The 19,100-nt window shown below is 41.1% G+C and carries 17 protein-coding genes, 1 rRNA gene and 1 riboswitch; of the genes, 12 read left to right on the forward strand and 6 right to left on the reverse strand.

What is annotated here, in order from left to right:
- From rrf to D0T20_RS05975, 5 genes are all read left to right on the forward strand, one after another.
- Nucleotides 1-87 (forward strand): 5S ribosomal RNA (gene rrf / locus D0T20_RS06560); the annotation flags it as partial.
- 225 nt (nucleotides 88-312) lie between these two features.
- Nucleotides 313-404, forward strand: a riboswitch (TPP riboswitch).
- Nucleotides 393-1,910: a hydroxyethylthiazole kinase gene (gene thiM / locus D0T20_RS05960; RefSeq protein ID WP_116438751.1), complete on the forward strand. Its 1,518-nt coding sequence runs from the start codon at nucleotides 393-395 to the stop codon at nucleotides 1,908-1,910. It overlaps the preceding riboswitch by 12 nt.
- A gap of 5 nt (nucleotides 1,911-1,915) precedes the next feature.
- Entirely contained in the window at nucleotides 1,916-3,613 is a 1,698-nt protein-coding gene (locus D0T20_RS05965) for a bifunctional hydroxymethylpyrimidine kinase/phosphomethylpyrimidine kinase (RefSeq protein ID WP_016839832.1), read from the forward strand.
- Between the two features lie 300 nt (nucleotides 3,614-3,913).
- Nucleotides 3,914-5,245 (forward strand): ATP-binding protein, encoded by a 1,332-nt coding sequence (locus D0T20_RS05970; protein WP_032813134.1) that lies wholly within the window; start codon nucleotides 3,914-3,916, stop codon nucleotides 5,243-5,245.
- 167 nt (nucleotides 5,246-5,412) lie between these two features.
- On the forward strand, nucleotides 5,413-5,814 hold the full coding sequence (locus D0T20_RS05975; protein ID WP_162862735.1) for an XRE family transcriptional regulator: 402 nt from the start codon (nucleotides 5,413-5,415) through the stop codon (nucleotides 5,812-5,814).
- Nucleotides 5,815-5,993: 179 nt separating this feature from the next.
- Here D0T20_RS05975 and D0T20_RS05980 read toward each other — a convergent pair whose 3' ends face one another.
- The 3 genes from D0T20_RS05980 to D0T20_RS05990 form a co-directional block, all read right to left on the reverse strand.
- Nucleotides 5,994-6,365, reverse strand: a complete 372-nt coding sequence (locus D0T20_RS05980) for a hypothetical protein (RefSeq protein ID WP_004112863.1) — start codon at nucleotides 6,363-6,365, stop codon at nucleotides 5,994-5,996.
- 161 nt (nucleotides 6,366-6,526) lie between these two features.
- Entirely contained in the window at nucleotides 6,527-7,687 is a 1,161-nt protein-coding gene (locus D0T20_RS05985; RefSeq protein ID WP_116438753.1) for a histidine kinase, read from the reverse strand.
- Nucleotides 7,684-8,355: a response regulator transcription factor gene (locus D0T20_RS05990; protein WP_020757017.1), complete on the reverse strand. Its 672-nt coding sequence runs from the start codon at nucleotides 8,353-8,355 to the stop codon at nucleotides 7,684-7,686. Before D0T20_RS05990 ends, D0T20_RS05985 begins: the two co-directional genes overlap by 4 nt.
- A gap of 475 nt (nucleotides 8,356-8,830) precedes the next feature.
- Here D0T20_RS05990 and D0T20_RS05995 point away from each other — a divergent pair, with 475 nt between their 5' ends.
- Genes D0T20_RS05995 through D0T20_RS06010 form a run of 4 tightly spaced genes read left to right on the forward strand, consistent with a single transcriptional unit; the run spans nucleotide 8,831 to nucleotide 12,187 of the window.
- On the forward strand, nucleotides 8,831-9,733 hold the full coding sequence (locus D0T20_RS05995; protein ID WP_116438754.1) for an efflux RND transporter periplasmic adaptor subunit: 903 nt from the start codon (nucleotides 8,831-8,833) through the stop codon (nucleotides 9,731-9,733).
- Entirely contained in the window at nucleotides 9,730-10,440 is a 711-nt protein-coding gene (locus tag D0T20_RS06000) for an ABC transporter ATP-binding protein (protein ID WP_116438755.1), read from the forward strand. Before D0T20_RS05995 ends, D0T20_RS06000 begins: the two co-directional genes overlap by 4 nt.
- Nucleotides 10,424-11,635, forward strand: a complete 1,212-nt coding sequence (locus tag D0T20_RS06005) for an ABC transporter permease (protein WP_116438756.1) — start codon at nucleotides 10,424-10,426, stop codon at nucleotides 11,633-11,635. Before D0T20_RS06000 ends, D0T20_RS06005 begins: the two co-directional genes overlap by 17 nt.
- Nucleotides 11,636-11,662: 27 nt before the next feature.
- Entirely contained in the window at nucleotides 11,663-12,187 is a 525-nt protein-coding gene (locus tag D0T20_RS06010; RefSeq protein WP_016798582.1) for a hypothetical protein, read from the forward strand.
- 41 nt (nucleotides 12,188-12,228) lie between these two features.
- Here D0T20_RS06010 and D0T20_RS06015 read toward each other — a convergent pair whose 3' ends face one another.
- Nucleotides 12,229-13,491 carry an MFS transporter gene (locus tag D0T20_RS06015; protein ID WP_116438757.1) on the reverse strand — a complete coding sequence of 421 codons (1,263 nt, stop codon included), beginning with the start codon at nucleotides 13,489-13,491 and terminating at the stop codon, nucleotides 12,229-12,231.
- 138 nt (nucleotides 13,492-13,629) lie between these two features.
- Nucleotides 13,630-15,159, reverse strand: a complete 1,530-nt coding sequence (locus tag D0T20_RS06020; protein ID WP_116438758.1) for an aminotransferase class I/II-fold pyridoxal phosphate-dependent enzyme — start codon at nucleotides 15,157-15,159, stop codon at nucleotides 13,630-13,632.
- 297 nt (nucleotides 15,160-15,456) lie between these two features.
- On the opposite strand from D0T20_RS06020, the gene D0T20_RS06025 reads away from it, so the two are divergent.
- Nucleotides 15,457-15,723 (forward strand): hypothetical protein, encoded by a 267-nt coding sequence (locus D0T20_RS06025; RefSeq protein WP_016839851.1) that lies wholly within the window; start codon nucleotides 15,457-15,459, stop codon nucleotides 15,721-15,723.
- Nucleotides 15,724-15,779: 56 nt separating this feature from the next.
- Here D0T20_RS06025 and D0T20_RS06030 read toward each other — a convergent pair whose 3' ends face one another.
- Entirely contained in the window at nucleotides 15,780-16,616 is an 837-nt protein-coding gene (locus D0T20_RS06030) for a nitroreductase family protein (protein ID WP_116438759.1), read from the reverse strand.
- Between the two features lie 170 nt (nucleotides 16,617-16,786).
- On the opposite strand from D0T20_RS06030, the gene D0T20_RS06035 reads away from it, so the two are divergent.
- Nucleotides 16,787-17,572 (forward strand): histidine phosphatase family protein, encoded by a 786-nt coding sequence (locus D0T20_RS06035; protein ID WP_116438797.1) that lies wholly within the window; start codon nucleotides 16,787-16,789, stop codon nucleotides 17,570-17,572.
- 153 nt (nucleotides 17,573-17,725) lie between these two features.
- Nucleotides 17,726-19,069 carry an ABC transporter substrate-binding protein gene (locus D0T20_RS06040; protein ID WP_101896696.1) on the forward strand — a complete coding sequence of 448 codons (1,344 nt, stop codon included), beginning with the start codon at nucleotides 17,726-17,728 and terminating at the stop codon, nucleotides 19,067-19,069.
- Nucleotides 19,070-19,100 lie beyond the last annotated feature (31 nt).

Below are 19,100 nucleotides of genomic sequence, written 5' to 3' on the forward strand. Positions count from 1 at the left end.
GGTCCCATTCCGAACCCGGAAGCTAAGGCCTGATACGGTGAGGGTACTGCACTCGATAGGGTGTGGGAGACTAACACGCTGCCGCATTATTCTTCTAGCGGGGAACTTGATTGTTCCCCGCTTTTTTTATTTAAGTTTAGGTTATCGTTCGCGCGGTCTACTCGCGCGAACGTCTTCGCTTGCGTTGAAAGCACACCGTGCTTTCAACTTTGAGCAAGCTCAGCGCTCCGATTTACATTTTCGCGCTACGCTCTAAGCGAAAAGGTAGGTCGTCGCGCGTGTAAATAACGTCATAACGAACATATATAGTCAAATATGGGTTCGGGGTGCGCATAAGCGCTGAGATTATACCCGTTGAACCTGATCTAGTTAGTACTAGCGAAGGGAAAATCATGACTACTGTGTCGTGCTCTAAAAATAGTGAATTCTCAACTAATGCTCGTTGCAAGCAATTCATGCAAGATGTACGTGAATGCATCGAAGCTTTACGCGCAAAAAATCCGCTAACACATTGCGTAACGAATAATGTTGTTCAAGAAATAACAGCAAACGTTCTGCTAGCTGCTGGAGCATCGCCAGCAATGGTCGTAGATGCAGAAGAAGCTGAAGTCTTTGCTCAAATCGCATCTGGTGTATTAGTAAACATTGGAACATACAGGCCAGTCGACAAAGAATCTATGGATGCTGCGATTCGCGGAGCTGTAAAAGCGTACACTCCATGGGTTCTTGATCCAGTTGCAGTTGGTGGTTTAGCTCCACGCACGCAATACGCGCGCGAAATTGTTAAAAGTCATCCTACTGTAATTCGTGCAAACGCTTCCGAAATCTTAGGTTTAGCTGGAGAAGAAAGTGGCGGTAAAGGCGTAGACGCTGGAGACTCCGTTGATTCAGCAGTTGCAGCAGCCAAGAAGCTAGTTAAACTCTATGGCTCGGTAGTGGCTATTTCTGGCGAAAAAGACGCTATTTATGGGCACGGATGCTCTGCGCGAGTTTCTGGCGGTCACGAAATAATGACGAAAGTAGTCGGCACAGGCTGTTCTCTCGGCGCATTGGTTGCAGCATACGTTGGAGCGAATCGAAATCGACCTTTTGCAGCAACAGTTGCCGCTCACGTACACGCTGCTGCAGCAGGAACTTGGGCAGCACAACGTTCAACATCGCCAGGGTCATTTAGAACATTATGGATGGATGCGCTTATGGATTTGAGCGCAGACGAGATGCTGAAACTAGCGAATATTGAATTTGAACTCGACCCTGTTGATTGGTCTCTATACTTTATAACAGACCCAAAGATGAGCGACCGAGCCGAAGAAGATATTGCAGTTGATTGCGTTAAAGGTGGAGCAAGCGTAGTCCAATTGCGCGATAAGTACGCAAATAGCGAAACTTTTAACAATAAAGCTCAAAGCTTGCGAGACAAAATGCTTGCTAATGGTTGCGGAGACGTGCCGATTTTTGTTGATGATCGTATAGATTGCGCTAAAAGATTAGGACTCAACTTGCATGTTGGTCAAACAGATACGCCTTATATTGAAGCGCGTAAGTCTATTCCTGCAGAATGGATGGTTGGACTTTCTATAGAAAAGTTAGAACAGTTAGATTACGTTTATAACGAATGTGCTAAAGAAAATGTGGCATTGCCAGATGTTATTGGAATAGGTCCGATTTGGCCTACTGCCACTAAGCCAGACGCCGCTCCTGCTTTAGGTGTTGAAGGAGTAGAAAAGATTGCTAAACGCGCTAAAGAACTCGGCATTAGTACGCTCGGAATTGGCGGCGTTAACGAAAATACCGTGTTCCCTATTAAAAGCACTTCAATAGATGGTTTATGCGTAGTATCTGCTCTAATGCTTGCGCAAAATCCTTGCGAAGAAGCGCGCAAATTACGCGATGCTATTACGAAGGAATAAAAATAATGAATAATCAATTTTCTCAAGCTCAAGCACCTTTGCAATCAATTTCTAAATTATATGATTCAAGCCTAAGGCCATCTTCTTTGCCATCTTTAGAAGACCCGATTATTCCACGCGTACTAAGCATTGCTGGAACTGATCCAACAGGCGGAGCTGGAATTCAAGCTGATCTAAAATCAATCACAGCATCTCATGGATTCGCAATGTGTGTAACAACTAATTTGGTTGCTCAAAACACTTGCGGTGTGCGCGAAGTGTACACTCCTCCAACCGACTTTTTGCAAGCGCAATTAGAAGCAGTATTTGATGACGTAACTATTGATGCTGTAAAAATCGGCATGCTTGGAGATAAATCATATATTAGTCTAGTTCAAGATTGGCTTAAGAATCATCCTGTTCCTGTTGTTGTGTTAGACCCAGTGATGGTAGCAACTTCGGGAGATAGGCTGCTTGAAAAGTCTGCAGAAGACGCAATGCGTGAATTTGCGCCTCTTGCGGATGTTATTACGCCAAACATACCTGAGCTCGCAGTATTATGCGATAAACAGCCTGCATCTAATTTTGAAGAAGCTTATGCTCAAGCAAGCGAGTGGAGCGCAAAAAACAATACTATTGTTATTGTTAAAGGCGGTCACTTAACAAGCGAAGATGCTGGGAATACTGTTGTGTTCCCAGATGGCCACAGAGTGCACGTTCCTTGCCCTCGAGTTGATACAACAACAACGCATGGCACTGGCTGCTCGCTATCCTCTGCGCTCGCTACGCGCATAGGATTAGCGTTGCGAGAAGGGAAGAATCTTAGTGATTACAGTACTGTAGCGGATGCTTTAGCATGGTCGTCAAGATGGCTTAACGAAGCTATTGCTTGCGGTAAAGATTTGCATGTTGGCAAAGGTCATGGGCCTGTGAACCATGCGGCTCGTAATTATCGTTTGGAATTAGATTCTTCGTCAACTCCTTGGGAGCATATGCAAGCGAATGGCTTAGATGGATTAACTCCACAAAGCGTAGTCGTAAAAGCTCATAGCAAGGCTAGAAAGCCAAATGTGGAGCCTTGTGGCCCTTGGACTCAAGCTTTATGGGATGCTAGCGCAGATGTTGATAACAACATTATGAAAATGCCATTTATTAAGGCTTTAGGCAATGGAACGCTTGACTCCGACTTGTTTGCTTTCTACATAAGTCAAGATTCCGAATACTTGAAGCGTTATTCGCGTGCGCTAGCTGCTGTTGGAGCTAAAACGCCAGATAATGAAGCTGGAGTGCATTGGGCTACGGGTGCAGCTATGTGTATAGAAGCAGAATCGCAGTTGCACAGAGATTGGCTTGGAAGTAGAAATATAAGCATTGATGCGCCTTGCTCTCCAGTAACATTAGCTTACGTAAATCACTTGCTTGCTTCTACAATGGCCGAAGACTACGTGATTGGAGCTGCGTCCATATTGCCATGCTATTGGCTTTATGAAGAAGTGGGGCAAATTTTAGTCAAAAATAATACTCCTGAAAACCCATATTATGATTGGATTTCAATGTATTCTTCTCATGATTTTGAGTCAGGAGTAAGAATGGCAGTTAAATTTGTTGAGAGAGCTTTTGAGGAAGCTGGACCAAAGGCTCGAATTCTTGCTGCTCAAGTATATATGACTTCATGCATTTACGAGTATGAGTTCTTTAATCAAGCTCATAGAGCATTGAGGTAGATGGTTTGATAGCTTGATAACTTGATAGCGCTGATGCATTGACTTCGTCTTTATTAACAACATCTAGAGGATTTGAAGATGAGTCAAAGCGTCAGCGCATTTTTTTTTTTAATACGCATGTCTCTTATTGTTGATTTTTCTATTTTTCTATTTTTCTATCGTCTATCTTGCAAAACCCAAAGTACTTTGGAAAATATCAGATAGAATTGCCAAATATGCACCATTTTCGCTAATTCTATCTTGCAAAACCCAAAGTACTTTGCTAAATTGAAGATAGAAGTGGAAAGAAAAGGAATGCGAATGATTTTCAATCGTCAAAGGTACATAAAGAAACTGAACCAGCTTAGTTGGAATGGCCTGGTTAAAATCATTACTGGTGTGCGCAGAGCAGGAAAATCGTTCATTCTTAATGAGCTGTTCTATAATTCTCTTATTTCTCAAGGTGTTTTGCAGAATAATATTATTCGGTTTGCCTTTGATGCAGATGAAGATATTGATCGTCTTGAGCCATTTGCAAATGGCGAACCGGTAAAAATCGCAGATAAAAAACTTGGCTACGTTATCAATGCTAAAGTGTTCCGTCGCTACATTGCATCGCAAATAAATGATAGCGACAAGTTTTACATTTTCCTCGACGAAGTGCAATTGCTTGATAATTTTGTTGGCACACTTAACAGTTACTTAAGGCATGCAAATTTAGACATATATGTTACTGGATCTAACTCCCGTTTTCTTTCATCGGACATTGTTACTGAATTTAAGGGGAGGAGCACAGAAGTTCACGTTCAACCTCTTACTTTTGCTGAATACATGGAAAGTTCTAGCAAAACGGTTTCGGAATCTTGGGCAGATTACATTGTTGCTGGCGGGATACCGCTTGTAGCTAGAATGCAAAATGTTGAGGAACAAATAAAATACCTTGAAAATCTTGTTAAAGAAACTTATTTGAAAGATGTAGTTCAGCGAAACGGCGTGCGAAAAGAGCAGGCGCTTTTTGAAACTTTGCAAGTAATAGCTTCGTCAATAGGCGCTCCTGTTAACCCAAGGAAACTTTCTAACACGTTTATTAGCCACGGATATGGAGAAATTACTTCAGCAACTGTTAGTCGTTTTATAGACTACTACAGTGATGCTTTTCTTGTAAGCAAAGCTCAAAAGTACAATATTAAGGGCAAAAAATACATTGATTCCTTGTTCAAGATTTACTTTGAAGACATTGGAGTACGCAACGCTTTGCTTAATTTTAGGCAAATCGAAGAGTCGCATATTATGGAAAATGTTATATACAACGAGTTAAGATATCGCGGATATAACGTGGATATTGGCGAAATGAATATTGCTGAAAATACTGGTCGAAAAGATAAAAATAACCATGATATTTATGCGCAAAAATCTTTGGAAATAGATTTTATTGCTACTTTGGGAAGTGAAAAATATTATATACAATCTGCGCTCGCTATGACGACGGAAGAAAAATCATTGCAAGAAAAGCGCTCGCTTTACTATATTGATAATTCTTTCAAAAAGATAGTAGTTACGAAAAATGGATTGCATGCTACAAGAGATAATCGTGGGGTAGTCACCATGGATCTATTCGATTTTTTGCTTAACGAAGACAGTCTTAAGCGGTGACTTAATGCAATATGCTTTAGTCTTGGCAATGGCTGAGTGAAGAAGCGTCATGTGTGCTTTATAGCTTCATTGTGCTGATTTTGTATGCAATGCCTATTTACTTAATTGATAAATAGGCATATACTTATATGTGTGAAGCGAAAAGAGTTGGAGAAAAGACTCAATCAATGAGTGCCACTGAGCATGATAATGCAACGACTTGTTTGCAAATGGTGACCGCTATAGCTCGCAGATGCGATGACTGGTGGGCTATAGAAGTGCCGGAAATACCAGGATTGTTTACTCAAGTGCGTAGGCTGGATCAGGTTGCAGCAATGGTAAAAGATGCTGCTGCAACTTTAAATGTTAAAGTCAATGGCGTGAAAGTAATTCCGAAACTTAGTGAGCAAGATGAGCTTATGCTTCAGCGCATGCTAGATGCAAAATCTGCAGCTATAAAAACTCAGCAAGAAGCATCTATGCTTATGCGTGAAACAGTTCGTATACTAAGGAATCAGGGATTGACGGTTCGTGATGTTGCAGAGCTTACGGGGGTTACTCCGCAGCGAATAAGCTCGCTTAAATCTTAGTGATTCAAATCAATGTGGTTGAGGATATGCGCAAGTAAGTCGCTCAGTAGTGTATAAACTCTATGCAAAAAAATCAATAGCGGATAAATAATCAAAGGTCAAGCCGTAGGATGTGTGGCTACAACTTGACCTTTGAAAATTGCGATATTTTTTTAAGTTAAAATCGCAGTCTAAGGCTTTTATTTATTCTTGGCAATTCCAAGAGCTTTTGAACTTTCATCCTTATCAAGGCCTATAAATAAAAGCACAATTATGCCAATAATCAGCGGAACATAACCGTATCCAGATCCGTGGATTATGCCGAATATTTCCATAAGTCCATTTGCTATTACGGCTAGTGAAGATACTATAAAATATAGTTGCGCGCACCACGGTTTTTTAATGAGAAACATGGTTGCAAGACCAAATAATCCAGCGATAATTTGAGGTACTCCCCATAGATAATCATTACGCATTACAATCAGCGCAATTCCGCTAGCAAGAAATACACCATTGGCTATTGTCCAAAATACGGATGGAATTTGTGCTTTTGTATCTTCTAAATTACTCATATTCTTCTCCTTCTAATACAAGAAAATAATTGTGTATATCAAACCTTTACAACTTATAAATTAATGGCGTGCTAAAAGGTAAACAATATCTTGTCTAGGAAAACCTTTACAAATAATTACTATCTAAAACTGCTTAAGATTCATTAATCTTTTAAACTGAATCAGTAAAGTATACTATCTATATAGTTATGTTTATTTTTTAAAGGTATCACTGCATTACATTCCCAATACTTACCAAAGGCTCGAAAATAAAGTGAACCGCCTAAATGCTTTAGGGTATCGCGATGAAGCAGAAGCCCTTTTTGAGATACTGCGCGAATCACATCTTTACTTTTCTTGCCCAAAAATCGAACATTGAACTGTTTTATAACAATTTGTTTTTCGCGTATCGAAATTCTGATGTAATAAACTAAAGAAGCATATTTTCGAATGTTCAAATATAGTTCTTCGATTAATTCAATAACTTCACAGATGATTTCATCGCTAATGTCTTCAGGAATATCGTTACTAGATATATTGCATATGGATCTTCCTTTTAATCCACATGATTCATTGATTGAGTCGTTCATTTGTAGCGTATCTTCAATGCGCTGAATGAACTCGCTTCGAGCATCATGCTTAGCAGTATTTCCACGTAGAATGTCGATAATATTATGACCTTCTTCAAAAGCCTGATCTGCCAAATCATTTATTTCTTCAATAGCTTCTCGTTGCTTTTTAGAAATAGACTTGTCAAGTAATGCTATTTTACTTTGTAGTGCAATATCTGCAATCTTATTAGTTAATTTATCGTGCATTCGCACAGCCAAATTAAGATTATTAATTGTTTGCCTATCTTTTTCATAAAGAACCATTTTTTGGTGATAAATGCGCAAAATAATACCAGTGCAAACGCAAAATATATTTATTAAAAGGTAAGCAATAAGATACTTGAAAGACAAAGTTGATAGGTATCGGTATGCAACGTAGTGTAATGCATCTATTACTAAGAATAAAGGTAGTGTAAATTGAATCGGATATAAATATGAAATAAAAACAAATGATATGATGAGCCCGAAAGTTACTGGTGGAAGATTCAGACTAGGAATAACAAGAATGCTGAGGTGCACAAAAATATAGCACATGCTCATAAAATGCGGGAGCAAGCAAAGGAACAGATTCATAGCAGCAAGAATCATGTAAACTATAACAAGTTGTATTGTGCTATTGTCGCTATTTGAGTAAATATATGCATCCATTGCGCTCGATAAACATCCCAATAGTAAAAATGTTTTATTGTCAATAAGCTTTTCTCGTAAACGACGCATTAAGAAAATAATCATTGTGTATCATTTCCTAAATATTCATCATGCAGCCATGTAGTAATAAGTTGTGAACGATTTGTCACATTCAATTTTTTGAATACGCGACGAAGGATAGTTTCCACAGTACAAGTTTCAACAAATAAACGTTTAGCGATTTGCGCATTAGTCATTCCTTTACTGCACAGCTTTACAATTTCAGTCTCATGATCCGTTAAAGCAAGGCGTCCATTTTTTGGTTTATTTTGCAAACGTTGAAATGCTGTCGTCGTGTCGTCAAAATGAAGATCGCCTATTATTTGTGGCTTGAATGTGCCATGGGCAATACTGCTAAGCATGGCGCAAATAGTTTCTGGGTGGTTCTTTCCAACAATGCCTTGCGCGCCTGCTGTTGATGCTTTTAAAGCATAATCGTTGATAGGGAATGAAGTTATAGCAATTATTATTGGGAGTGAGTATCTTCTTCGCAATTCGTATAATATTTTAATTCCCGAAACACCAGACATATACATGTCAATTAGTAGCACGTCTGGGCATTGATTTTGACAAAACTGAATTGCTTGATCGGCGTACGCGGATAACCAGCAAATACTGCAGGACGGAACAACCTGTTCAATATATGTTTTTAGGCCGTGTAGACAAAAACAATCATCATCAACAATGCCAACAGTAATATGCTTTGCTATCATATTGCTCCTTTAGAAAAGCATTATTTAAGTAATAATAGTACTTGAATTTGTATGATGAATATCTTGTCTATGAAAACCTTTACAAAGCAGATTGTATAAAAGTAGTTGCTTAAAGCTTACGGGGGTTACTCCGCAGCGAATAAGCTCGCTTAAAGCTTAGTGATTCAAATCAATGTGGTTGAGGATATGCGCAAGCAAGTTGCTTAGTAGTGTATAAGCTCTATGCAGAACAAATCATTCTCTGGTACTACGCAATCTCCAAGAATCATAAATAAAATCATCATTTAGTGTGATGCAAACTCTTTACGGCGATTATAGGCTATTAAGCAAAAGCTGAAATCCTCAATAAAGTGTCAATCATAAAAGCGTTAATCGTAGCATTATCAGGCACTTTATTTATTTTGGATCAGTTTGAGAGGCTTGTTTCGACGCATACTATGTGTCTACAGGTTTGGCGAGTAAGGAGATTTGTGTTATGCGTAAGTTTACGAAAGTACTCTTGCTTGCTGCTCTGCCAGTGTGTTTGCTTACTGCATGCTCTGGTAGAGCAGTTGATAATAGTCAACAGCAGGCATCACATGATTCAGTCCCACTTGTTTCAGTCAAAAAACAGCCTTTAATACAAGTTGTGTCGGGTAAAGCAGCAATAGAACAATCATCTACCTTTGTTATCACTGCTGTAAGTAGAGGGAATTTTTCTCCATCGGTAAAAGCAGGAAGTGCTGTAAAAGCTGGAAGTGTTCTAGGCTACAATGCTGGTAACAAAATTATTGCTCCCGTAGACGCTAAAGTTGTGTCAGTAGCTGAATCATCTGCGGACGTGCCTAAATCTTTCCCACTATTCACTCTTAAATATGAAGGTTTTTCAATAAGCCTTAATGCAAAAGCTTTACTTCGTTCTGCGGATATTACAGATGTTAAAGGTCGCTTCCAAGTTGAAGATGGTGTTGGTCCAACCAATTGTTTGCAAATAGTACAAAGCGGTGGAGCACCTACCGATATTGCAGCCTCGGGTAGTAGCAAGAATGATAGTGCTGATTCGACTCAAACAGATGAGTCGAGTTTGCAAAGTGCACCTAGTGTATCGTCAAAAGTTTTAACGTGTTTAATAGATAAAAGCGCAGAAGTAGAATCAGGTCAAAATGCGACGCTTGTTTTTAATGGCAAGCATAAACAATCAGTTCTAACACTGCCCGTTAGTGCGGTTGCTGGAAGAGTCCAAAAAGGCTTAGTCTCATACAAGAAAGGCGATAATTGGGAGCGCAAAGAAGTTGGTCTTGGAATCAGTGACGGCGCTAATATTGAAATTACGTCTGGTTTGCATGAGGGTGATGTTGTAGCAGGTGTTTCTCCTGATCTCATTCCAGGAGTGCAATGATTATGGAGAACAATACTGTTCCGCTGGTTGAACTACAAGACGTGTCAGCGCGTGTAAAACTAGGCAATGGCGAATGGCTTACCACTGTTAACTCTGCTTCTATGTTACTTAATCAAGGTGAAACATACGCGGTAGTTGGCAGGTCTGGATCTGGCAAAACGAGCCTTATTTCTATTGTTGGATTTTTGAATAAAAATTTTACTGGAAAATACTATTATTCTGGCAAGTCAATCCAAAAGTGTAGTGATAATACAGTATCGCATATGCGCGCTCGAAATATTGGTTTTGTTTTTCAAAACTATTCTCTCATTAAGCATTTAAGTATTAGAGAAAATGTTGAGTTGCCGCTTTTATACGCAGGACTACAACAAAGCAAGCAGACAAGAAGAAAAACTATAGAAGAAGCATTATGTGATGTTGGATTGCAAGATAAACTAAACGAATACCCTGGAAGGCTATCAGGCGGTGAACAGCAGAGAGTCGCGATAGCGCGTGCTCTCGTCACTAATCCCGAATTACTTATTTGCGATGAGCCAACTGGTGCGCTCGATAGTAGTACGGGAGAAAAAGTGCTTCAAGTGTTGCATGATCGTGTTCAAGAATCTGGAACAACATTACTATTAGTCACTCATGATATGAAAGTGGCTCGTTCTTGCTCTCACATTTTTACTATGGAAGGCGGTGTTCTTTATGATCATGCTGCTTAAAGATTTGCGCCTGTCTCCTATGAGATCCTTCCTCACAGGTTTTTCAATGTTTATAGGCATCATTGCCGTTATTGCATCAGTGCTTATCGGCACGGTTGGTAAGGACTATCTTATTGCAACTAACGAACAGCTAAACGGTCGTAGACCAACATACGAGATTACTTTTTCAGCACAAAATTTTGACGAATATTCAGTATTTAACAAATTCTTAAATCGCATTGAATCCGCAAACCGTAACGCTAACGTTATGCTACAACCAAACACTGGACTACTGTTTAGCGCTTCTATGCCAGCCTCGAAGAGTGTAAAAATAAGCAAAGAATATAAGACTGGCAATCTTCAATATACTGACGCTGTTTACACTACGGCAGGATACAACAAAGTTTATAACTTACCTATTGTAAGTGGAAGATGGTTTATTAATAGCGATAAAAGCAACGCATTAGAAATGGTAGTAAACCAATCTGCCAGCAAAAGATACAAGATTGGTGAAGTAGCATTTATTACTTCTCGCAAAACAACACAAATGAGTCCTATAAGGATTGTTGGAGTTGTGAACGATGGTGTAGACTCAGCAAAAGTATACGTGAATATTCTAGGATTATTACGTTATGCTCCAACTCTTTGGGAATATTCTGGAAAATCGTCTCAAGGCTCAATCTACTGGTTGAATAAAGAAAATCGTTCTCAAAAATCAATTAAATCTTATGTTTCAGATGCTCTTTATGACTGTTGTGGTGGACAAGTAAACGAAATTAGAAGACATGATAATAGTGATGATTACGAGAATGTTATAACAGTATTGCAATTAAGTTTTGCTATCGTAGCAGCATTATTGCTTTTTGTTTCCGCGCTAGGTTTAATCAATATTGGTTTAGCATCGTTGGAGCAGCGCACACATGAACTGCTTATACGCAGAGCTTTGGGTGCTACTAGATGGTCGATTGCTTCACTCGTGTTAGGCAGCGCGATTATTTTAGCGCTGATAGTTTCGATTGCTGCTGTTGCTGTTTCTTTTGGCCTTGTGTCTATAGCATCAAGTTTTTGGTATGCAGCAAGCCCAGTTAGTCCGCCAGTTTACCCATATGAAGCCGCTATTGGAGCTGTTATTGCGGCTTTTATTACAGCGCTTGCTGGAAGTGCGGTGCCAGCAATAAAAGCATCGCGTTTACAACCAGCATTAGCATTGCGTTAATTTTCAAAAAATAAGAAAGAAGGAATAATGAATAATCATAATATTGGTAAAGCAACTCTTATTGTTGGTGTGCTTAGTGCGCTTCTTATGTTTAATGCGTGTGGAGGAGTGGGCAACAATAATGCGAGTGGTATGGGTGGCGCGCGCTCGCAAAATAGTTCACCTAGAGAGACTGTTGATTTTGCTCATATAGAGAAGGAATATCAGGAGTCCGTTGCAAAGCTTAGTTGGCCTGAAAAATATAAAGCTCCTGCAAACTTGGTTGGAGAAGAAAAAGACGCTCAGTTCCAGAGTGGATATGGCGATACGCAAGCATCTAATTATTATCAGTGTGCTTGGGAGCGGCAATGGCTAGACACGTATGCTAGTGATGAACAAGCGGCAAGTAAAGCTTTGCATGAGCTTGAAAAAGTGCCTAGTATGCCGTTTATGGGTCCAGACCGTTGTGATGATGCAACGCGAAACTTTTTCAAAGAGCACATGCGCAAAGCAAAACTGGGAGATCCATCAGGATTCCAACAGGATGTGCAAACTAATTGTCCTGTGATGTAATTGCTTGCATAGCTTCATTTGCTTTCGCGCTAAATAGCTTGTTATATGCTTCTTTTTACCCATGTTGATGGTGTCCAATAATCTTTGGTAAGCATTGATGGGTATGTTTGTTTACGAGCTTGAATAATCCATAAGGCTATACCTGTTGAAACAAGTATTACGCCAGCTGCAATCATTATGAATAATGATGAATTTAGATTTCCCCATGCTAGTACGCTTGCATACCCTACGATAATGCCGCATTGCTCCATAATAGAAGTAAAAGTAGTAGTTGCGCCGAGAATGCGTGTTGGTATGCCGTCGAGAAGAGCTGTTTGCCCATAGACAATAGTTGCGTCAAAAATAATACCTGCAATGAAAGCAGAGCAAAGAAAAAGAGCAATCCAATTATTGAGTGCAAAAATAAGTAAAGGAATAGAAAGGAATCCAGGTAGTAAAATAGAGTATAAAATTTCATAATGCAGCACAATATATTTGCATAATAGCGAACCTACAATCATGCCAATGTTAAATATGCTGACTATTGACCCCCAAGTGTATGCTGAATGAAAAAGTGTAAGACAATGGTGTGCTCCCATTAGTCTAAATGCAGCAAGCCATGATCCCGATTGTAATGCGGATACTACTCCTAAGACTATTAACCATGGTGTAGATTTCATATAGTGTAGAGAGGCTGCAAAACCAGCAGTTTTATTGCTTTCTGTCTTCGTATTGTTTGCGCTATTTTGTGCTTGCTGGTTTAGATTAACTAACAGTAGAGGTAGTGCCGCTAGTATCATCACAACAGCAATGCTCGTAAAGAAAATGAGCGGATTGCATATATCAACAAATATGCCAGTAATCGCAGGTGCAGCAAGCCTGCTGAGATTAATCCACATGCGCATGCTTGCTAAAAACTTGGTTTTTTCGCCAGTTGGTACGCTATATGCCATCAATACTTTTTGATTAGGCGAAGAAAATGCAGTAAAGAACCCGAATATTATGCCGAGTAGTGTAACCGTAATAGCAATAAGATTATGCTGTGCTACTAAAGCGAAACCGTATCCAGTACACAACAAGGCAAAACAGAACGTTAGCGCTATAAACAATCTAGTTGGTGGATATTTATCTGCGATAATGCCGCCAAGCGGTGCTGCTATGCAGGTCATAAGTGCTACGGACACTGCGTTAAGCGCTGCGTGAGATAAGTCGACATGTATTAAAAGATATAGGCTCACGCCAAATCTACAGCTTGTTAAAAGAAAAGCATTAAGCGATAAAACGGATATAACCAACCCCGATCGTACTCGTGCTGCAGTGTTCATTGCTTACTCTTCTTACTTTTCTTTCTTTCATATTATGAATGATATGTGTCTTTCGATATGTACACCTTTATTTACACCTTTTTATGGACTGTGAGCGAAATGAGTGTTTTATTGCAGTTTGCAAGCAAGATGCATAAATTACTGGCGATAGTAGGAGAGGAAGCTGGAGAGTTTGCCCATTGCATCGCGAAGCGTTTGCAAGCGCGGCAAGTAGACTACGCGGAAGTAGCCTGGAGTCTGCCAATTAAAGCCTTTTCCATGCACAATCAGCAACTTCTGATCGCGCAGCAAATCAAGCGCAAACTGTTCGTCGTCGTGAATGTTGTAGCGAGCAGGATCGAGCTTTACAAACATGTAGAAAGCAGCGTCTGGCCGCTCAACGCTTACGCCATCCATCTCCTGAAGCGCGTTATAGCAGTACTCGCGCTGCTCGTACACGCGTCCGCCCGGCTCCAAATATTTTTCAACGCTCTGGTATCCGCCCAAAGCAGTCTGAATAATCGATTGCGCAGGAACGTTCGAGCACAAGCGCATATTAGACAGCATGTTAAGACCCATAATGTAGTCGCGAGCCTTGGACTTATCTCCCGAAAGACTCATCCAACCAATACGGAAGCCAGCAATCATATGCGACTTAGAAAGTCCGCTAAAAGTTACGCAGAATACGTCTGGAGCGAGAGAAGCAATCGAAATATGCTTCTTGCCGTCCATAACAAGACGGTCGTAAATCTCGTCCGCAAAAATAATCAAATTAAACTCGCGCGCAACCTTAACAATCTCTTCCAAAATTTCGCGACTATACAGCACGCCCGTGGGATTATTCGGGTTAATAATCACGATTGCTTTAGTGCGAGGCGTGATTTTAGAGCGAATGTCGGCAATATCTGGGTACCAATGCGACTTTTCGTCACACATGTAGTGCACAGGAGTGCCGCCAGCCAGGCTCGCGCACGCGGTCCACAGAGGATAGTCTGGGCTTGGTATAAGAATCTCGTCGCCGCAATCAAGCAACGCTTGCATAGAAAGATTAATCAGCTCGGAAACGCCGTTTCCAGTGTAAATATCTTCCATTTGTACGCCTGGAATACCCTTAAGCTGGTCGTATTGCATAATCGCCTTGCGCGCAGAGAAAAGTCCGCGGCTATCCGAGTAGCCTTCGCAGTCAATAAGCTGCTGTTGCATATCGTAAATCACTTCGTCTGGAGCGCAGAAGCCAAAAGGCGCAGGATTTCCAATGTTGAGCTTTAAAATATGCGTTCCGTTTGCTTCCATGCGGTTTGCTTCTTCTACAACAGGGCCGCGAACGTCGTAGAGCACGTGCTCAAGTTTGGTGGATTTGTTGAAGTTTCTATTTTTGAGTGCTTCAGAAAGCTCATCTTCTGTTAATGGGCGATTTTCCTCGTGCTGATCGCTGCAATCTGCTTGCGACTTTTGCGCGGTTTTTGCGCAATAATGGCCACCTTTGATTCCGTCGTCGCTAATTTCAAGAATTTGTGCAAGCATATCTCGCACGTCTTTGCGAGGTTCAGTTTTGCCGCTTAAATATTGACTTAATTGGCTTTTGCCAAGCTTATGGCCGCTTTTTGCTGCAAGCTCGATTACGTCAATCTGCTTGTATCCTTTGATTTTCATGGCCTTTTTAAGGTCGTTTGCAAAATTTTGTGCCATAATCCGTCTTTCTTTATGCCATTTTATAGAAGCTCATAAAATCAGCATTCTTAAATTGAACAAATTTACAACAAAGTTCAAAATAGAAGCTATAAATTGAACTTTGAGGCGATTAAAAGACAATTTTACGCGTCAAAACTCATTTTGCAAGCATAAAATTGAATTTATTTTGAATTTTGACAAAATTCTGGCTGAGTAATCATTAAGAATTGAACTAAAAAGACATTAAATTGAACTTATTTTGATTTGCTGGAATATGATTGTTTGCTAATCGTCGCAGTTTGTTGCGGTGATACTATGGGTTACATGTATTTCTTTACTCCGCGCAGATGTGAATCTACTCAAAAAATAATGTATGCCAACAAAGGGCAGGCTCTTATGGCAGCGGATAAAAGTTTTACGGAACGCGGAGCAAAGCTGTGGGTTTATAAATGCGATTATTGTGGAAGTTGGCATTTAACGCATTCAAATCCTGCGATTCGTAAGTATTGCGATATGCGCTCGCGGTTTGAAACAACCAAACCTAAGTCTAGAAAACGCGGATATAAGCCGCGTCTTCGTTAAATAATTATTGCTTAGTAATTAATGCTTAAAAATCAATAAATCAGCAAGTCAATAAATCAGTACTTGAAAGTAAATCCTTGCGCATTAAGCTGCGATTCGCAACTGTGGTTTTTGGCCCCAGAATCTACAGCAAGCTTTGCGATTTGTGCACTGAAAGCGTCCACTGGCCTATCTGCATTGCGTAAATCGTAGTATTTATGCACTCTTTCATCGAATTCTGCAAGTTTTTCAAGCAAAACATCATCGCTGCTAGGGTATTCATTTTCAAAGAATTGTATACTCGAGTCCATGCGCGGCTTTAATTCTGGCCTTTGATCTGGCTTGCCAATTGCAAGCCCAAGAACTGGATACGTGTATTTTGGCAACTTCAAAAGTTCAATTAAATCTGGAATATTATTCAAAATTGAACCAAGGATTACGCAACCGAGTCCAAGCGATTCCGCGGCTGTTTCCATTGCGTGTAGTGCAAGAACAGCGTCGTTTTGCGACTGCGAGAATCTGTAGCCTGTTTTAAGAGTAAAATCGTTTCCGTCTGCATCAATGCCGTTTTTACGTGCTATAGCAGCATTTCTGTGCTGGTCAATAATAAAAACATACAAAAGTGGCGCTGTTGCTATGTAAGTTTGATTTCCAAGCTGGGAAAGTTTTTGTTTAAGATCTTTGCTAGTGATTTTGATTGCAGACCAATCGTTCAAAAACTGGCTGCAAGCTGCGCGCTGTGCTGCTTCTTCCAACGTTTTTGCAATATCTTCGCCAATCGGCTCATTTTTGAAAGCGCGTATAGATCTGCGATTAAGAAGCGTTTGAATAGTTTGATTCGCATATGCATTTTGCGCGTTGTTTTGCGTATTATTTTGCTCGCTGTTCTGTGCGTTGCTTTGAGTTGACGTCATGTTTTTATATTAATGGCAACGAAATACCAATTAGAAATTGACATGTAAAAGTGTTATAAAAGTGTTATAAATGTACGAGTGAACAAGTTGGCAGCGAAGCCGCTTGATGAATGCTTGCGTTAATGCACCAAGCGCAAGCTAAGAATGGTGGTGCTAAGGCGGCGTTGGGTATGCTGAACGGTTTGAACAATATTGACATTGAAGTTAATGGCGATTTGTGCACAACGGATGCAACAGATACAACGGATTCGTACGAGATTCAAGACGTTCCAGCAACTTGTGGCGGAGCTCCCGAGGGCAGACTTGTTCTTTTGCGCCACGGTCAAACTGCTTGGAGTGAATCTGGACAGCACACGGGCCGCACCGATATTCCACTAACGCAAGTTGGCCGCAATCAAGCTATAAGCGCAGGCGCCAGGATTCGTCAAGCTTTTCCAAACGGTTTTAGCGAGGATTGCCAGTTTGTAAGCCCTCTTGTTCGTGCTCGTCAAACAGCTCAGTTGGCAGGATTTACGCATTGCACGCCGCTAGAATATGCTGCCGAGTGGGATTACGGCTGTGCAGAGGGGCGCACTCGAAAAGATGTGTCCGCTCTAAGCGGTGTTGAGTCATGGGATGTTTGGAAGGATGGCCCTAAAGCTCTTCCAGATTTTATGCAGGATTCTTGCCAAGAGATTCTTCCAAGTGGCGAAACAGTAAAAGTCGTGCGTTCTAATGGCGAATCTTTACAAGAAGTTTCTAATCGTACTCAAAAAATAATCGACTCTGTTTTGCCAAAACTTAAAAGCGGCAAAGATGTGATTATTGTAGCTCACGCGCACATTCTTAGGATTTTAGCAACCAGATGGCTTGGTGTAGATGCACAGCAGGCGCGCTTGCTTCGACTAGATACCGCTCATTACAGCGCTCTTGGAACTTATAAGGGCGATCGTGTAATCGTTCGCTGGAATTGCTGATTTGTGATTGTTGTAGATTATGCGACACGCCATAATATCAACACTGCTATCGTTTGCAATATCTTTGAATTTGAGGCATAATAAAAATTGTCGAAAGGGCACCTAGAGGTGCGGCGGCCAAAAGGTAGGCCGACGGCATAGGAGAAAGGTTCGATGATGAATCGTACAATTAAGTCAACAATTGCGCTTGTAGCTTGCTCAGCAATGGCATTCGGTGCGCTCGCTGCATGTGGTTCTAGCTCTTCGGATTCTTCCGATAAGGGCAAGGTATACTTCCTTAACTTCAAGCCAGAATCTGCTGATCAGTGGAAGGAAGTTGCTAAGGAATACACCAAGAAGACTGGCATTCCTGTAAAGGTTCAGAACGCTGCTTCTGGCACTTACGAGCAGTCGCTTAAGAGCGAAATCAGCAAGGGCGACGAAGCGCCTACACTGTTCCAGGTGAATGGTCCTGTTGGCTACGCAAGCTGGAAGGATTACACTGCAGATCTTAAGGATACCGAGCTTTACAAGCAGCTTCAAAACAAGGATATTGCTCTTAAGGATGGAGACAAGGTTGTTGGCGTTCCATACGCAATGGAAACTTACGGCTTGATTTACAACAAGGCTTTGTTAAAGAAGTACACGGAGCTTAAGGATGCTAAGGTAAAGTCTGCTGAAGAGATTAACTCCTTCGATAAGCTTAAGGCTGTTGCAGACGATATTCAGGCTCGTAAGGGTGAGCTTGGTGTTGATGGCGCATTCACTTCCGCTGGCTTCGATTCCAGCTCTGATTGGCGCTTTAAGACTCACCTTGCAAACATTCCTCTGTACTACGAGTTCAAGGCAGACAAGGTTACCAAGCAGCCAGCAAAGATTAAGGGCACGTTCCTTGATGGCTACAAGAAGATCTTCGATCTTTACATTACTGATTCCACCACTCCTGCAACTCAGCTCAGCTCTAAGACTGGCGAGGATGCAAACTCCGAGTTCTCGCTTGGTAAGGCTGTGTTCTATCAGAATGGTACTTGGGCTTGGACCGACTTGCAGAAGGCTGGCATGAAGGCCGAAGACCTTGGCATGCTCCCAATCTACATTGGCGCTAAGGGCGAAGAGAAGCAAGGCTTGGCCACTGGTTCCGAGAATTACTGGTGCATTAACGAGAAGACTTCGGATGCTAACAAGAAGGCAACCAAGGACTTCTTGAAGTGGGTTCTTACCTCTGATTACGGCAAGGAAGCTATGTCTAAGAAGATGGGCTTCACCACTCCGTTCAAGAGCTTTGCAGATGTAAAGTCTGATAATCCTTTGACTGCTGCTGCTGTTGAAGATGCTCAGTCTGGCAAGACTCCTGTAAGCTGGAACTTCACTATGATGCCATCTGACAACTGGAAGAACGATCTTGGCTCCGCTTTGCTTGAGTATGCTCAGGGCACTGGCAAGTGGGATAAGGTTAAGAGCGCCTTCGTTGACAATTGGGCTAAGGAAGTTGCTCAAGCTCACGAAGATCAGGATTAATCCGATTAATCCTAAGAATTGGGTTAAAACT

The sequence above is a fragment of the Gardnerella piotii genome, assembly GCF_003397585.1.
In the GTDB taxonomy this organism is placed as follows: domain Bacteria; phylum Actinomycetota; class Actinomycetes; order Actinomycetales; family Bifidobacteriaceae; genus Bifidobacterium; species Bifidobacterium piotii.

Coding starts and splice junctions, on each gene's coding strand:
- D0T20_RS05990 (WP_020757017.1), bottom strand. CDS start 8,355: ATGATAGCAAAGCATATTACTGTTGGCATTGTTGATGATGATTGTTTT.
- D0T20_RS05965 (WP_016839832.1), top strand. CDS start 1,916: ATGAATAATCAATTTTCTCAAGCTCAAGCACCTTTGCAATCAATTTCT.
- D0T20_RS05995 (WP_116438754.1), top strand. CDS start 8,831: ATGCGTAAGTTTACGAAAGTACTCTTGCTTGCTGCTCTGCCAGTGTGT.
- D0T20_RS06035 (WP_116438797.1), top strand. CDS start 16,787: ATGCTGAACGGTTTGAACAATATTGACATTGAAGTTAATGGCGATTTG.
- D0T20_RS06030 (WP_116438759.1), bottom strand. CDS start 16,616: ATGACGTCAACTCAAAGCAACGCACAGAACAGCGAGCAAAATAATACG.
- D0T20_RS06010 (WP_016798582.1), top strand. CDS start 11,663: ATGAATAATCATAATATTGGTAAAGCAACTCTTATTGTTGGTGTGCTT.
- D0T20_RS05980 (WP_004112863.1), bottom strand. CDS start 6,365: ATGAGTAATTTAGAAGATACAAAAGCACAAATTCCATCCGTATTTTGG.
- D0T20_RS06020 (WP_116438758.1), bottom strand. CDS start 15,159: ATGGCACAAAATTTTGCAAACGACCTTAAAAAGGCCATGAAAATCAAA.
- thiM (WP_116438751.1), top strand. CDS start 393: ATGACTACTGTGTCGTGCTCTAAAAATAGTGAATTCTCAACTAATGCT.
- D0T20_RS05985 (WP_116438753.1), bottom strand. CDS start 7,687: ATGATTATTTTCTTAATGCGTCGTTTACGAGAAAAGCTTATTGACAAT.
- D0T20_RS05970 (WP_032813134.1), top strand. CDS start 3,914: ATGATTTTCAATCGTCAAAGGTACATAAAGAAACTGAACCAGCTTAGT.
- D0T20_RS06005 (WP_116438756.1), top strand. CDS start 10,424: ATGATCATGCTGCTTAAAGATTTGCGCCTGTCTCCTATGAGATCCTTC.
- D0T20_RS06025 (WP_016839851.1), top strand. CDS start 15,457: ATGGGTTACATGTATTTCTTTACTCCGCGCAGATGTGAATCTACTCAA.
- D0T20_RS06000 (WP_116438755.1), top strand. CDS start 9,730: ATGATTATGGAGAACAATACTGTTCCGCTGGTTGAACTACAAGACGTG.
- D0T20_RS06015 (WP_116438757.1), bottom strand. CDS start 13,491: ATGAACACTGCAGCACGAGTACGATCGGGGTTGGTTATATCCGTTTTA.
- D0T20_RS05975 (WP_162862735.1), top strand. CDS start 5,413: ATGAGTGCCACTGAGCATGATAATGCAACGACTTGTTTGCAAATGGTG.
- D0T20_RS06040 (WP_101896696.1), top strand. CDS start 17,726: ATGATGAATCGTACAATTAAGTCAACAATTGCGCTTGTAGCTTGCTCA.